We start from the raw sequence: 12,170 nt of genomic DNA, 5'->3' as shown, positions 1-12,170 counted from the left end.
CGCACTTTCGCACTCAATCATCCCCCGTCGCCGCGCCCTCCTCGGTGCGCAGGGTGACCTTGTACGCCTCGGGCGGGGCGTTGGGCTTCACGCGCACCGACTTGGCGGGGATGCCGACGTTCACGTGGTACGGCCGCACGTCCTTGGTGGCCACGGCCATGGCGCCCACCATCGCTTGCTCGCCCACGTAGGTGCCGGCCAGCACCGTGGCGTGGTAGGTGATGCGCACGCCGTCGGCCAGCGTGGTGACCAGGTCGCTCACGTCCACCTGGTCGACGATGGAGTGCGTGTGCGAGTAGATGTTGGCGTAGTCGCTGATCGACACCTTGTCGCCGATGACGATGCCGCCGCGGTCGTCCAGCAGCACGTTGCGGTGCACCACCACGTCGTCGCCCACCTCAAGGTTGTAGCCGAAGCTGAACTCCACGTAGTGGAAGCACTTGAAGTTGCGGCCCACGCGCCGGAAGATGTACGGCGCCAGCACCCGCCTGAAGCGCACGCCCAGGTGGACGTTCTGCCCCAGCGGGCTCTTGTCGAACATCTGCCACATCCACAGCAGCGGCTTGCGCTCGTAGAACTTCTCGACGTCGATCTCGGCGTAGTATTCGGGCTCGAGGGTGATGTTGCGCGCGTCCATCTGCGCCAACGCCACCTGCGCCGCCAGCGGGAGCGTCGACGGGTCGACGTCCGCGAGCTCGGGATGGTAGATGGAGGTGAGGACGCTGCGGCAGAGCTCCCACCGGTCGTCGCCGCGGGCCAGCGCGGCGTCCAGCTCGCCCAGCCAGCGGTCGTACAGCTCCACCGATGCTTCGGCGGGGTTGAGCTGGCGCAGCGGGTAGATGGCCATGGTCGGGGTATCCGTCTGGGGCCGCGGGGGGCGGCGTGCGTGTCTGTACCGGGATCACGTGAAAGGTAGGCACGCGCCTGACGGCTCGTCAATTCGTGCATCCGCCCAAAAGTATGGCCGAAGATGTCTGGCCGCGATCGGCCGCAACCCACGGATTGTCCACGCACTCTTGTGCGCCGCAACGATTTGGGCGATATTGCGCGCCTCGTCTCCATCCGCTCTCCGCCGGACAAACCATCCCCAACGCATCACCCCTGGAGTTTCCGTGGCCACCCAGACCGTGCCCCAGACCAAGTTCTGCACCTCGTGCGGCAACCAGATCCACGTGATGGCCGAGATCTGTCCCGTTTGTGGCGTCCGCCAGATGGCGCCGCCGGTGCAGCCGTACGGCTACGTGCCCGCGCCGCCGCGCAAGGACAAGACGGTGGCCGCGCTGCTGGCCATCTTCCTGGGCGGCTTGGGCATCCACAAGTTCTACCTGGGCAAGACCGGGATGGGGATCCTGTACATTCTGCTCTGCTGGACCTTCCTCCCCGCGCTGGCCGGGTTCATCGAGGGGATCGTCTACCTGGTGCAGTCGGAGCAGAGCTTCCAGTCCTCGCTCGCCGGCCCGTATCGCACCGGCCAGTTCTCCGCCTGACGAAATCGCGGAGCTGAAAGACGCGGAGATGGTGAAACCGGGCGTGGAGCGCATGGCGGCTCCACACCCGGTGACGGTCCTCAGCGGTTTTCTGCCGATCCAAACCCGCCCATTGTCCCAAGCGATCAGAATTTGGGGTAGTGCCACCAACGGGTGAACCACCACGTGGCTCTGGACGCGTGGCGATAGGGATTCGGATCACCAAACAGTAAGTACTCATACCTCTCTTGCAACTCCATTGTCTTCATCCTGATTCTTGAATGCAACTGCTCGGATGCAGGTGCTTGGGAGGTCCGACGAACGGTTGTTGAATCCTCAGATACACACATCGCCTTATACGAAGTGACATCTCTGACGTACTGAAGTAGCAACTCCCGTAAGTCGGTCTCTGCCTCAGCCACGTACGTACGCAATTCGATAATTTTCACAATCTCGTCGTGGATCGGAATCAGCACGTCCGAGGCGACGATGTCCTTAACGTGCTGCTCACCCATTCCACGCGAATCCGATATCTCCCGGTGGAGAAGTTCGGACTGTTCTAATCGGATGAAAATTGGCCAGTAGAATTCCGCGAGCTGCCGCTCCCGAAAATCAACCTGTTTTATCAATCCAAGGCTCTCCATCTCCCGCCGACGAGCATAAAACCAGTCCCACACGGATTTAAGTGTAACTCCGATCAAGGCGGAGACGGCAGCAATTAAAGCTTGATGCATCGTAGTTGGCATGGCAGAGGTTCTTATCGAGCGATGCTCACCATCACCCCCGCCGGGAGCGGCGTAATGGTGGCGCTCAAGGCGGCGGATTCGCCCGTGGCGCGGTGGATCTGCAGGCGGCGGGTGGTTTAGCGGGTCGTGGCCGCGTCGATCATTGCTCGGCCGCATCCGGGCGGGCGGGTGGTGCCGCGCAAATACACTCGCGGCCACCACAAAGTCGCTGCGCGACTGCGGGGGATGCATCGAGGCGGGGAGCGGCCAAACGCGCCGCGGATACCCCGCGTCCCGAACCGGCGCAGCCTGCGCAGCAGACTCCCGTTGTTGTAGTGCGGGGTTGCGCCTGTGGCAGATCACTCACCCGTCGATATACTCGCCGGGCAGCCTCTGTCGACGTCGGCAGCAGCAACGTATCCCCCGGCACCCTCACGCGGCAATGCTTGGATCCCACCATGATTGCCCGCGCTCCCGCGCCCGCCCATCTTGGGGATAGCGAAACACTTCGGGGGCGGCGGACGTACGCTGGGCAGACCCCGTCGCCGTCCGGTGAGGCACGGAAATCGCTCCGCACCGGCTTTCCCGATGACATGCGAGCCTGAATCCGATGCATGACCTTCTGCGCGCCCGGCTCATGCGCCACATCGAGGCGCTCCCCGAGGCGCAGATCTACCAGGCGCTCGACTTCGTCGAGTTCCTGTCTTCGAAGTACGCGCGCGACGCGGCGCGCGAGCCCGGCATGTTCCAGAAGTTCAGCGAGCTGCTGGAAGACAAGATGCGCGGGCAGGGGCTGGCCTTCGGCACCATCCGCAGCGCCATGGGGGTGATGGGGACGGCGACGCGCGTGGTCAGCGGCATCACCGAGGCCGGGCGCACGGTGGTGCGCGAGGTGGAGAGCGCGCTGACGCCCCGCGACGACGAGCCGCCGCCCCCGCAGCTGCCGCCCGCCACCCGCCAGCCCGACGGCGACCCGCAGGCCGGCGGCGCCACAGGATGATCGATCCGAGGTAACGCGAACCAGGAACGCGAGGGGATGGGATGGCCGAGAGGAAGAGACGAATTCCGGTGAGGGGGCGGTTCCTGGACGAAGACGAGGACGACGACGACCTCGTGGGCCCGCGCACCGGCGGCACGCGCAAGCCGCGTGGCGAGGAGAAGCCGCGCCGCCGCGAGGCCTCGCGAACCCGGCGCCCGCCGCCCTCGCGCCGCGGCGGCGACCGCGCGTGGATCCGCTCGCTGGTGGCCGACATCCCCAGCTTCCTGAAGCTGCTGTGGGGCCTGGCCCGCGACCCGCGCGTCTCCAAGCTCGACAAGGCGATCGTCGCGGGCGCGCTGGCCTACGCCGCGCTCCCCGCCGACGTGATCCCCGACTGGATCCCCGCGCTGGGCGAGGTGGAGGACGTGATCCTCATCGCCGTGGCCCTCTCCCGGCTTCTCGCCAACGCGGGTGAGGAGGTGCTGCTCGACCACTGGGAGGGCGACGAGGAGACGCTCGAGGCGGCGCTCGACGCGCTCGACACCGCGTCGGAGTACCTCCCCGGCCCCGTCCGCGGCCTCCTGCGCGGCCGCCGCTGAAGCTTCGCATCGCGATGCACGAACCGCCGCCCGGCACCCGCCGGGCGGCGGTTTTTTCGCGCTTTGGGGATCTGGAAACTTTATGAGATCCTGATCTCCATCTCCTTTCCGGATTTCACCTTACGCAGGTGTTCGTGCGATGCCGGTGCAGTTCGGATCTCTCCCGGTGCAGATGGGCTTCGGGGCAGGACCGCGGGGGGATCATCGCCGCTATCATCCTCCTGCGCGGCCCGACGAGGGGCGGCGCGAAGGGAAGGACCAACACACGGAAGGATACGACGATGAAGAGCACGATCATCCGCACGTTCGCGGCCGGAGCCGCCCTGGCCGCCGCGCTGGTGACGCAGGCGCCCGCCCGGGCGCAGACGCAGCTGGACGTGCAGCCCGGCCAGCGCCGGGAGCATGCCCAGCGCCAGGATCCCGGGCAGCGGCTGGACCGGCAGGTCTCGATGCTGACCCGGCGCCTGGGCCTCAGCTCCAGCCAGCAGACGCAGATCCGCCGCATCCTGCAGCAGCGCGACGAGCAGTTCCGCGCCTGGCGCGAGAGCCACCGCGACCAGTTCGGCGGGCAGCGTGACGGACAGCGCCGCGACGGCCGGCAGGGCGGGTTCCAGCGCGGTCAGGGGCAGCGTCCCCAGCTTCTGGCCGAGCTGCAGGCCATCCGCGACCGCAGCGAGCAGCAGATCGAGCGCGTGCTGACCGACAGCCAGCGCGCCCAGTACCGCCAGCTGCGCGACGAGCACGGCCGCTTCGGCGAGCGCCGCGGCGGCGAGCGCCGCGAGCAGCACGGCGACCATCAGCGCGGCGGCACCAGCGGCGCCCGCTGATTCGTGGAGATCGGGAAGGGAGGATGAGGATAGATGCGGCCCCGCTCGCCACTCCGGCGGGCGGGGCCGTCGTACGTCGGCGGCCTGCGGGTTGCTGGGTGATGGCGATGGAGATGTCCCCACGCCCGGAGGTGTTCATGCGCACGCCGATCGCCGTCATCGCCCTCGCCGCCGCGGCCGTTCTCGCGTCGATCCCTGCAGCCGCGCAGGAGATTGCGGCGGGGACGCGGGTGCGCATCACCCTGACGCCGCAGCGCGACGTGGAGGGCTACACGCCGCCGCAGGTGCTGCGCGGCACGCTGGTGGCGATGGACGCCACGTCGATGACGCTGCAACTGCACCCCGGCGCCGGCCCCGTGCGCGTGCAGCGCGACGCGGTGCGGCGTGTGGACGTCAGCCGCGGCGTGCCCAGCCGCGCGGCGAACGCGGCGATGGGCGCCGTGGGCGGCGCGGTGGTCGGCGCGCTGGAGTTCTGGCTGCTGAACGACGAGGAGTTCGACAGTGACAGCGAGGCCGCGTGGACGGGCGCCGCCGTGGGCGCGGGCTTCGGCCTTGTCACCGGCGCTCTCTTCCCGCGCGAGCGGTGGAAGCGCGTCCGCCTCCCCGACGCCCGCGTGAGCCTCGCCCCCGGCGTCGAGGGAGGCACCGCGATCGCCATCTCCATCTCCCGCTAGTTTCGAATCCGCGTCCACGCGTCACGAGCGCAGCGAGCCCGTCCCTCCCCCAGTCGGTTTTGGGGGAGGGACAGGCGCGCAGCGCCAGGGAGAGGGCCCCGCGCGGCGCCATCGCACCCAGCTCCTCATTGGCGGCGCCCAGATCGGGGCACGAACGAGCGTACTGCGACGATCAGCGAATCTCCCCCGGTTGACGATGCGGACGGTCGGGCGCTAAATTGCCCCATGGAACACCCGATCCATCATACGATGCCCGCCGTCTCCTCCCGCGAGGGAGCGCGAGACCGGCGGGCTCTGCGCATTCAGGAGGCCCGATGAGCGATTCCCCCGTGCCCGCCGGCCGCTACGCCGGCGAGGGGCTGACCTTCGACGACGTCCTGCTGGTGCCGCGCCACTCGCCGGTGCATCCCTCCGACACCGTCGTCAAGACGCGGCTCACCCGGAAGATCGACCTCGCCATCCCCCTCGTCTCCGCGGCGATGGACACGGTCACCGAGAGCCGCATGGCCATCACCATGGCGCGCGAGGGCGGCATCGGCATCATCCACAAGAACATGCCCATCGAGCGGCAGGCCAAGGAGGTGGACCGGGTCAAGCGCTCGGAGAGCGGGATGATCTCCGATCCCTTCCATGTCCGCCGCGACGCCACCCTCCGCCACCTGCTGGCCAAGATGGAGCAGTACGGCGTGAGCGGCGCCCCGGTGGTGGACGAGGACCACCGGCTGATCGGCATCGTCACCAACCGCGACGTGCAGTTCGAGGGCGACCTCGACCGCCCCATCGGCGAGCTGATGACCAGCGGGCACGACCTGGTGAGCGCGCCCGTCGGCACCTCGCTCGAAGAGGCGGTGAAGATCCTGCACGCGCACCGCATCGAGAAGCTGCCGCTGGTCGACGGCGACGGGCGGCTGCGCGGGCTGATCACCGTGAAGGACGTGCGCAAGCGGGCGCAGTTCCCCAACGCCTGCAAGGACGAGCAGGGGCGGCTGCGCGTGGGCGCGGCCGTCGGCGTCTCCGCGCGCGACGCCGAGCGTGCGAAGGCGCTGGTGCAGGCGGGGGTCGACGTGCTGGTGATCGACACCGCGCACGGCCACTCGCAGGGCGTGCTCGACGCGGTGGCGCGGATGCGCGACGCCTTCCCCGACGTGCAGCTGATCGCCGGCAACATCGCCACGAAGGACGGCGCGGCGGCGCTGGTGGAGCGCGGCGTGGACGGGGTGAAGGTGGGGGTGGGCCCCGGCTCCATCTGCACCACGCGGGTGGTGACGGGGATCGGCGTGCCGCAGCTGACCGCCGTGTTCGACGCGGTGGAGGGCGCGGCGGGGGAGGTGCCGGTCATCGCCGACGGGGGGATCAAGTACAGCGGCGACGTGGTGAAGGCGCTGGCCGGGGGCGCGCACTCGGTGATGATGGGATCGATGCTGGCGGGGACGGAGGAGAGCCCGGGGGAGAGCTTCCTGCTCGAGGGCCGCCGCTTCAAGACCATCCGGGGGATGGGGAGCCTGGGGGCGATGGCCGAGGGCTCGGCCGACCGCTACTTCCAGGACCCGGCCAACGCCGACGCGCGCAAGTTCGTCCCCGAGGGGATCGAGGGGCGGGTGCCCTACAAGGGCGCCGCGGCCGACACCATCTACCAGCTGGTGGGCGGCCTGCGCTCGGGGATGGGGTACCTGGGGTGCGCCGACGTCGAGGAGCTGCGCACCCGGCCGCAGTTCATGCGCATCACCGGCGGCGGCCTGCGCGAGAGCCATCCGCATGACGTGGTGATCACGCGAGAGGCGCCGAACTACCACGCGTGATCTAAAGTGCTGAGTGCCGAATGCTGAGTGCGCCGGATCCGGGCCGGATCTGGCGCACTCGCGTTTAAACGGAATCCGGGAATTGGTTTGATGCACCCGGACCGATCCCACGCTGACGTCATCCTGAGGCCGGCCAGACCGTAATCAGTGTCTGTGCAAGCGTTTGCAGGCCGAAGGACCTATCGTCGTGTCAGCACGGAGATTCGGTCGGACGCACCAATACTTCACCCGAACCTGGTATTACCCCGTGCAGATCGGCGATTGCATCGGGCGTCGAATCTTGTCTTCTGGCGCGCGGGAAGGCATAATGTGTGCGGCGGGCGATTGCTGCCGGGGATAGGACTCCGGTTCGCATCTCCTTACGCCAGGCCTCTCCCTTTGCAGGAGGTGGTGCCATGACGGCGAAGCACGTTCGGCGGGTGGTGTCGACGGCGGTGGCGCTCGCGCTGGCCTTCGGAGCCTCGCAGGCGCTCGCCACGCCGTCCGCGCCGAAGCGGGCAGACACGTGTCCCCTGGGCTGCCGCACCGGCGGCTGCGACTGCGACGTCTACTGCGTCGACATCGGGGGCTCGTGGGGGACTTGCAGCAACAACGTCTGCCAGTGCTTCCTCTGAACGGAAGTCGAGTGGACCCCACCTGAAGAACGGGCCGCCTCCCCGCGAACGGAGAGGCGGCCCGCAACTGCTTCGGATCGGGCGATCAGGGATGGATGTTGACGCCGATCTCGATGGCCACGTAGTTCGCGTCCACGTCGGCGTCGTCCTCGCCGAACGCCTCGCTGAAGTCCGCGTTGTGCGAGCGGAAGCGCACGCCCGGCGTGAGCGACACGTGCGGCGCCACGTCGAAGATCACCCCGGCGCCCACCTCAAAGCCGATGCTCTGGTCCGAGTCGATGTCCAGCGTGGTCGAGCCGTCGCTGGCGTGCAGCGTGGTCTTGTTGAAGGTGGCGCCGCCCTCGATCCAGGGCGACACGCCGGTCATCATCCCCACCAGCGGCACCGTCAGCCGGGCGCCGGCGCGGAAGCCCTGGTCGCGGATCGCCACGTCCACGCCCTCGGCGAAGTCGCTCGCCGAGTCGGCGCCGAACGAGAAGTAGGCGTAGCCGCCGTACACGTCCACCATCGGCGCGATCCGGTAGCGCAGCGTGCCGTCGATGCCCCAGCCGGTGCCGGCGCCGTCGCCGAACTCGCCGGTGGGCAGGGCCACGCCGCCGCGGACCTCGGCCGAGAAGGGAATGCCGATCTGGGCGCGCGCGGGATGCGCCAGGATCGCCCCCAGCACGAGCGCCGGGGCGAGAATTCGGGTGATGCGGGTCATGTGGGTGTTTGCCTGTTGAACGGGTGGGACTGCAGCAAGGCGGGAATGAATTCCACCGTCGCACGGGCCGGCATGCGTTCGGCCGTTCCGTGCGCGTGATTCTGCGGTTCCGGCGCCCGTTTCGCAACCTCTGAGACATAATGCTCGGTTTCCATCCGGTCCGCCGGATCCGCTCCCCATGGCCCGGCGTCGGGGTGAGACGCAGATTCGCATCGGACCCGCGTCCCCCTCGCGCGGGAAACCTGATCCCCCCTCGCGGCGTACGTGCTCTCGTCGCCTTCGCCACTTCCTCCCGCGAGCTTGTCGATGTCCACAGTCCCCGCCGGTTCCACCTCCGCCGCGAAGCCGGCGCCCGACGCGCGCGCGGGCGCCGTTCCCGAGCGGCCGCCGGTGGCATGGGGGATCGTGGCCGGCTTCGCGCTGGTCAAGCTGGCGCTGCACCTGGCGACGAACCTCTTCACCCCGTACGGCATCCACCGCGACGAGCTGCTGTACCTGGCCATGGGCCGCCACCTGCAGCTCTGGCGGATGGACTTCCCGCCGCTGATCGCCCTGCTGGCCGAGGGGCAGCGCGCCGCGTTCGGCGACTCGCTCCTCTCCATCCGTCTCGCCTCGGCGGTCGCGGGGGCGCTGATCGTCGTCCTCGCCGCGCTGATCGCGCGCGAGCTGGGCGGCGGCCGGTTCGCGCAGGGCGCCGCCGCGCTGGGGGTGATGACCGGCGCGCTCTTCCTGCGCACCGCCAACCTCTTCCAGCCCGTGGTGCTCGACCAGCTCTGGTGGACGCTGGCGCTGTTCGCGCTCGTCCTCCTCTGCCGGTCGCGCAACCCGCGCTGGTGGCTGGCGGTGGGGCTTGCGTGCGGCATCGGCCTTCTCACCAAGTTCAGCATCCTCTTCCTCGGCGCGGCGCTCTTCGGGGCGATGCTGCTGACCAAGCACCGCTGGTTCCTCTTCACGCCGTGGCCGTGGTTCGCCCTGGTCATCGCGCTGGCGGTCGGCAGCCCGAGCCTGGTGGGGCAGGTGAGGCTGGGGTTCCCGGTGATGTCGTCGATGGAGGACCTGCAGCACTCGCAGCTGGCGCACGTGGGGTACGTCGACTTCCTCATGGGGCAGGTGATGATGATCGGCCCGGCGATCCTCCTCGCGGTCGCCGGCGTCGTCTCCCTGCTGGTGGGGAAGGGAAGGGCGTTCCGCGTGGTGGGATGGGTGTGCGTGCTGGCCGTGGCGATCCTGATGCTGCTGCACGGGAAGCCGTACTACGCCGGGCCCGTCTACCCCACGCTGATCGGCGCCGGCGCGGCCGCGCTGGGGCGGCTGCGCGTGCGCTTCCTGGCGCCGGCGCTGCAGTGGGGCGCGGTGGTGGTGATGGTCGCCGGCGGGCTCTACATCCTCCCGCTCGGCATTCCCATCCTTCCGCCGCGGTGGATGGCGGAGTACTCGCGCGCCGCGCGACTGGACGAGGCCAACCGCAACAACCGCGGCGAGATGGAGCGCCTGCCGCAGGACTACGCCGACATGCTGGAGTGGGAAGACGAGGTGGCCGCCGTGGCCCGCGTCTACCGCTCGCTGCCGCCCGAGAAGCGCGCGCAGGCGGTGATCTGGGCCAACAACTACGGTCAGGCGGGGGCGATCGACTTCTACGGGCCGAAGTACGGCCTCCCGCCGGCGGCGAGCGACGCGGGGACGTACTGGTTCTTCGGCCCGCCGCGCCTCCCCGGCCAGGTGCTGGTCGCCATCGGCGAGAACCCCGCCGACCTGCGCCGGATCTACGCGTCGGTCCGTCCCGTCCTGCACATCGATAACCCGTGGTGGGTGAGCGAGGAGCGCCACAACACCGTATACGTCGCGGAGGGCCCGAACACCACGCTGCAGGCACTCTGGCCGAAGCTGGCGGGGAACAACTGACCACGGTCAGTGACCCGGGACAGGAACATTCGTCTGGCTACCGCTCGAACGCTCGTTCGATTAGGTTGGGATCGGGAGGCGGCGTGTCGTACCGCCTCCAAGGAGGGTAGCCGATGCGTCACCATCACCACATCGAGTTCCGCTGGGTCGCACTCACGGCACTCGTGGCGCTGGTCGTCGGCATCGTCCTCACGATGGGCTACGGGTTGATCGGCCTGGCGTTCCTGTTCCTGGCCGGCTCGCTCATCGGGGGAGCGATGATGTCGTACCTGCGCACGTCATAGCCTCTCGCCGCCGCCCCGGCGGCAGTCGAGGTGACGCGCGGGACCCGGTCCGCCGCTTTGCATCCGCGGGCCGAAGGGAGGGATCGCTGCGCCATGCGCCGGCAGAAATGCCGGCGCTTCGTGTTTATCGAACAGTCGCGGCAGTTCGCGAGGCTTCACGAGAGCACAGGCGGCTGACGAAGCCGCGGCTACGAGGTAACGCCGATCGCGGCGGTGCCGGGGGCCACCGCCGCGATCACGTCCGTCACCGTCGGGCACGCGTCATTGGGGCACAGGCCGTTCGCCTGGCCGGAACCGCCTCAGCAGCCGAAGCCGGGGCGGCACAGGTCGGTCAGCGCGCCCAGGTCCTGCTCGATCCCCGAGAGGCGGCTGGAGTAGGTGGTGTTCCAGTCGCCGTTCGGGCCGCCCCACAGGATCCCGTAGAGCTGCACGTCGTTCTCGGCGTCGCCGATCCCGGCGAGGGCAACGTACATCGGCGAGCCGCTGTCGCCGCCCTCCGACCACACCGTGGAAATGTCCTGGCAGCGCAGCTCGCCGATGGTCACGCACGAGCTGGTGACCAGGCCGCGGGTGGAGCCGCTGGTGCGCCCCGTCTTGTCCAGCAGGGTGCCCACCGGAACGGTGCCGGTGTAGCGGGCCACGATGTCGTACTCGCCGATGGTGGTGATCCCGGCGTTGGCGCCCGTCTTCAACGCGGTGCGCAGGATCCCGCCCTGGCCCACGCCGCGCGTGCCGTTGTTGCTGATGTAGGCGGCGTCGGCAAGGCGGCAGGAGGTGCCGGCCCCGGCGCAGGCGTACATCCCGCGGTCGGCGATCTCGACGCCGATCTCGTTCCCGTTCACCTTGGTGGGCTGGAAGATGGCGATCCCGTCGCTGGCGAACCGCCTCCGGGTGCAGTGCGCGTTGGTGACGAAGATGTTCGCCCCCGTGGAGACCTGGCGCGCGTTGAAGCCCAGGGTGCACACGTAAACGCTGAACGCGATCTGGGTTCCGCCCACGATGGTGGTGAGGCGGTCACGGAGCGTGGCGCGCATTTCGGGCTTCGGCTGCGTCTGCACGAAGAGCGCGGCCGCCGGGATCCCCATCCGCGCGGCCTCGGACCGCACCACGCCGACGGCCGTGTTGTCCGCCACGCCCACGTGGACGCGGTTGTTCACCTCGTCCACGTCGACCAGGAACACGTCGCTGCGCGCAAGCAGCGTCTCCACCTGCTCGGCCCAGCCCTTCAGCTGCGCGAAGTCGTAGGCCGCGCCCAGGAAGACCGGCTCCGTGGGCGCGCCGGCGCGGCGCGCGTGGGCGCGGGAGAGCTCCTGCGCCAGGTAGCGCTGCGCGGCGCCGCGCTGCGAGGGGTCGACCAGGCGCACCACCGGGGTCCCGTCTTCCTGGAGGTAGAAGCCGGCGAAACCGGGGACTTCCGCCCGCGCCACGCGCGCGTGCTCGTCGTCCTGCGTCCAGATCTGCGCCTGCGGGGCGGCGGCCCGGTCGGGCGTCGGGCCGCCCGCGTCGGAGGTGACCAGCTCGGACGTGTCGCATGCGGCGGTGGCCAGCACAGCGAGAACGGCGGTGGGAACGAATCTCGTGTACTTCATGGGGCTCCT

The 12,170-nt window shown here is 69.3% G+C and carries 13 protein-coding genes; 9 read left to right on the top strand and 4 right to left on the bottom strand.

The features are described 5' to 3' along the window. Positions 1-13 precede the first annotated feature (13 nt). Entirely contained in the window at positions 14-847 is an 834-nt protein-coding gene (locus VF092_23455) for an acyltransferase (GenBank protein HEX6750270.1), read from the bottom strand. 265 nt (positions 848-1,112) lie between these two features. Between VF092_23455 and VF092_23450 the strand changes: the two genes are divergently transcribed. Further along, entirely contained in the window at positions 1,113-1,487 is a 375-nt protein-coding gene (locus VF092_23450; GenBank protein ID HEX6750269.1) for an NINE protein, read from the top strand. Between the two features lie 125 nt (positions 1,488-1,612). Here VF092_23450 and VF092_23445 read toward each other — a convergent pair whose 3' ends face one another. After that, the gene (locus tag VF092_23445) at positions 1,613-2,212 is read right to left on the bottom strand and encodes a hypothetical protein (GenBank protein HEX6750268.1); all 600 of its coding nucleotides are present in this window, start codon (positions 2,210-2,212) and stop codon (positions 1,613-1,615) included. 589 nt (positions 2,213-2,801) lie between these two features. On the opposite strand from VF092_23445, the gene VF092_23440 reads away from it, so the two are divergent. From VF092_23440 to VF092_23415, 6 genes are all read left to right on the top strand, one after another. Then, positions 2,802-3,191 (top strand): hypothetical protein, encoded by a 390-nt coding sequence (locus VF092_23440; protein ID HEX6750267.1) that lies wholly within the window; start codon positions 2,802-2,804, stop codon positions 3,189-3,191. A 41-nt stretch (positions 3,192-3,232) separates the two neighbouring features. Further along, positions 3,233-3,769, top strand: coding sequence for a YkvA family protein (locus tag VF092_23435; GenBank protein ID HEX6750266.1), 537 nt, complete (start codon positions 3,233-3,235; stop codon positions 3,767-3,769). Positions 3,770-4,050: 281 nt separating this feature from the next. Then, entirely contained in the window at positions 4,051-4,596 is a 546-nt protein-coding gene (locus tag VF092_23430; GenBank protein ID HEX6750265.1) for a hypothetical protein, read from the top strand. Between the two features lie 137 nt (positions 4,597-4,733). Then, entirely contained in the window at positions 4,734-5,270 is a 537-nt protein-coding gene (locus VF092_23425; GenBank protein HEX6750264.1) for a hypothetical protein, read from the top strand. 314 nt (positions 5,271-5,584) lie between these two features. Beyond that, positions 5,585-7,069, top strand: coding sequence for an IMP dehydrogenase (gene guaB / locus VF092_23420; protein HEX6750263.1), 1,485 nt, complete (start codon positions 5,585-5,587; stop codon positions 7,067-7,069). A 395-nt stretch (positions 7,070-7,464) separates the two neighbouring features. Then, positions 7,465-7,683: a hypothetical protein gene (locus VF092_23415; protein ID HEX6750262.1), complete on the top strand. Its 219-nt coding sequence runs from the start codon at positions 7,465-7,467 to the stop codon at positions 7,681-7,683. Positions 7,684-7,768: 85 nt separating this feature from the next. Here VF092_23415 and VF092_23410 read toward each other — a convergent pair whose 3' ends face one another. After that, the gene (locus VF092_23410; GenBank protein ID HEX6750261.1) at positions 7,769-8,386 is read right to left on the bottom strand and encodes an outer membrane beta-barrel protein; all 618 of its coding nucleotides are present in this window, start codon (positions 8,384-8,386) and stop codon (positions 7,769-7,771) included. A 306-nt stretch (positions 8,387-8,692) separates the two neighbouring features. Here VF092_23410 and VF092_23405 point away from each other — a divergent pair, with 306 nt between their 5' ends. After that, complete coding sequence (locus VF092_23405; protein ID HEX6750260.1) at positions 8,693-10,288, top strand: glycosyltransferase family 39 protein; 1,596 nt, start codon at positions 8,693-8,695, stop codon at positions 10,286-10,288. Positions 10,289-10,401: 113 nt separating this feature from the next. Further along, positions 10,402-10,572: a hypothetical protein gene (locus VF092_23400; protein HEX6750259.1), complete on the top strand. Its 171-nt coding sequence runs from the start codon at positions 10,402-10,404 to the stop codon at positions 10,570-10,572. Positions 10,573-10,871: 299 nt separating this feature from the next. On the opposite strand, the gene VF092_23395 is transcribed toward VF092_23400, so the two are convergent. Beyond that, positions 10,872-12,161 (bottom strand): hypothetical protein, encoded by a 1,290-nt coding sequence (locus VF092_23395; protein HEX6750258.1) that lies wholly within the window; start codon positions 12,159-12,161, stop codon positions 10,872-10,874. Positions 12,162-12,170 lie beyond the last annotated feature (9 nt).

It is taken from the genome of Longimicrobium sp., assembly GCA_036377595.1.
In the GTDB taxonomy this organism is placed as follows: domain Bacteria; phylum Gemmatimonadota; class Gemmatimonadetes; order Longimicrobiales; family Longimicrobiaceae; genus Longimicrobium.
The sequence above is the reverse complement of the archived record's forward strand: the minus strand, read 5'-3'. Positions and strand labels throughout refer to the sequence as shown.

Bases quoted from the DNA above. Each gene is read 5' to 3' on its own strand.
- VF092_23455 (HEX6750270.1), bottom strand. From the start codon at position 847: ATGGCCATCTACCCGCTGCGCCAGCTCAACCCCGCCGAAGCATCGGTG.
- VF092_23445 (HEX6750268.1), bottom strand. From the start codon at position 2,212: ATGCCAACTACGATGCATCAAGCTTTAATTGCTGCCGTCTCCGCCTTG.
- VF092_23440 (HEX6750267.1), top strand. From the start codon at position 2,802: ATGCATGACCTTCTGCGCGCCCGGCTCATGCGCCACATCGAGGCGCTC.
- VF092_23435 (HEX6750266.1), top strand. From the start codon at position 3,233: ATGGCCGAGAGGAAGAGACGAATTCCGGTGAGGGGGCGGTTCCTGGAC.
- VF092_23430 (HEX6750265.1), top strand. From the start codon at position 4,051: ATGAAGAGCACGATCATCCGCACGTTCGCGGCCGGAGCCGCCCTGGCC.
- VF092_23425 (HEX6750264.1), top strand. From the start codon at position 4,734: ATGCGCACGCCGATCGCCGTCATCGCCCTCGCCGCCGCGGCCGTTCTC.
- guaB (HEX6750263.1), top strand. From the start codon at position 5,585: ATGAGCGATTCCCCCGTGCCCGCCGGCCGCTACGCCGGCGAGGGGCTG.
- VF092_23415 (HEX6750262.1), top strand. From the start codon at position 7,465: ATGACGGCGAAGCACGTTCGGCGGGTGGTGTCGACGGCGGTGGCGCTC.
- VF092_23410 (HEX6750261.1), bottom strand. From the start codon at position 8,386: ATGACCCGCATCACCCGAATTCTCGCCCCGGCGCTCGTGCTGGGGGCG.
- VF092_23405 (HEX6750260.1), top strand. From the start codon at position 8,693: ATGTCCACAGTCCCCGCCGGTTCCACCTCCGCCGCGAAGCCGGCGCCC.
- VF092_23400 (HEX6750259.1), top strand. From the start codon at position 10,402: ATGCGTCACCATCACCACATCGAGTTCCGCTGGGTCGCACTCACGGCA.
- VF092_23395 (HEX6750258.1), bottom strand. From the start codon at position 12,161: ATGAAGTACACGAGATTCGTTCCCACCGCCGTTCTCGCTGTGCTGGCC.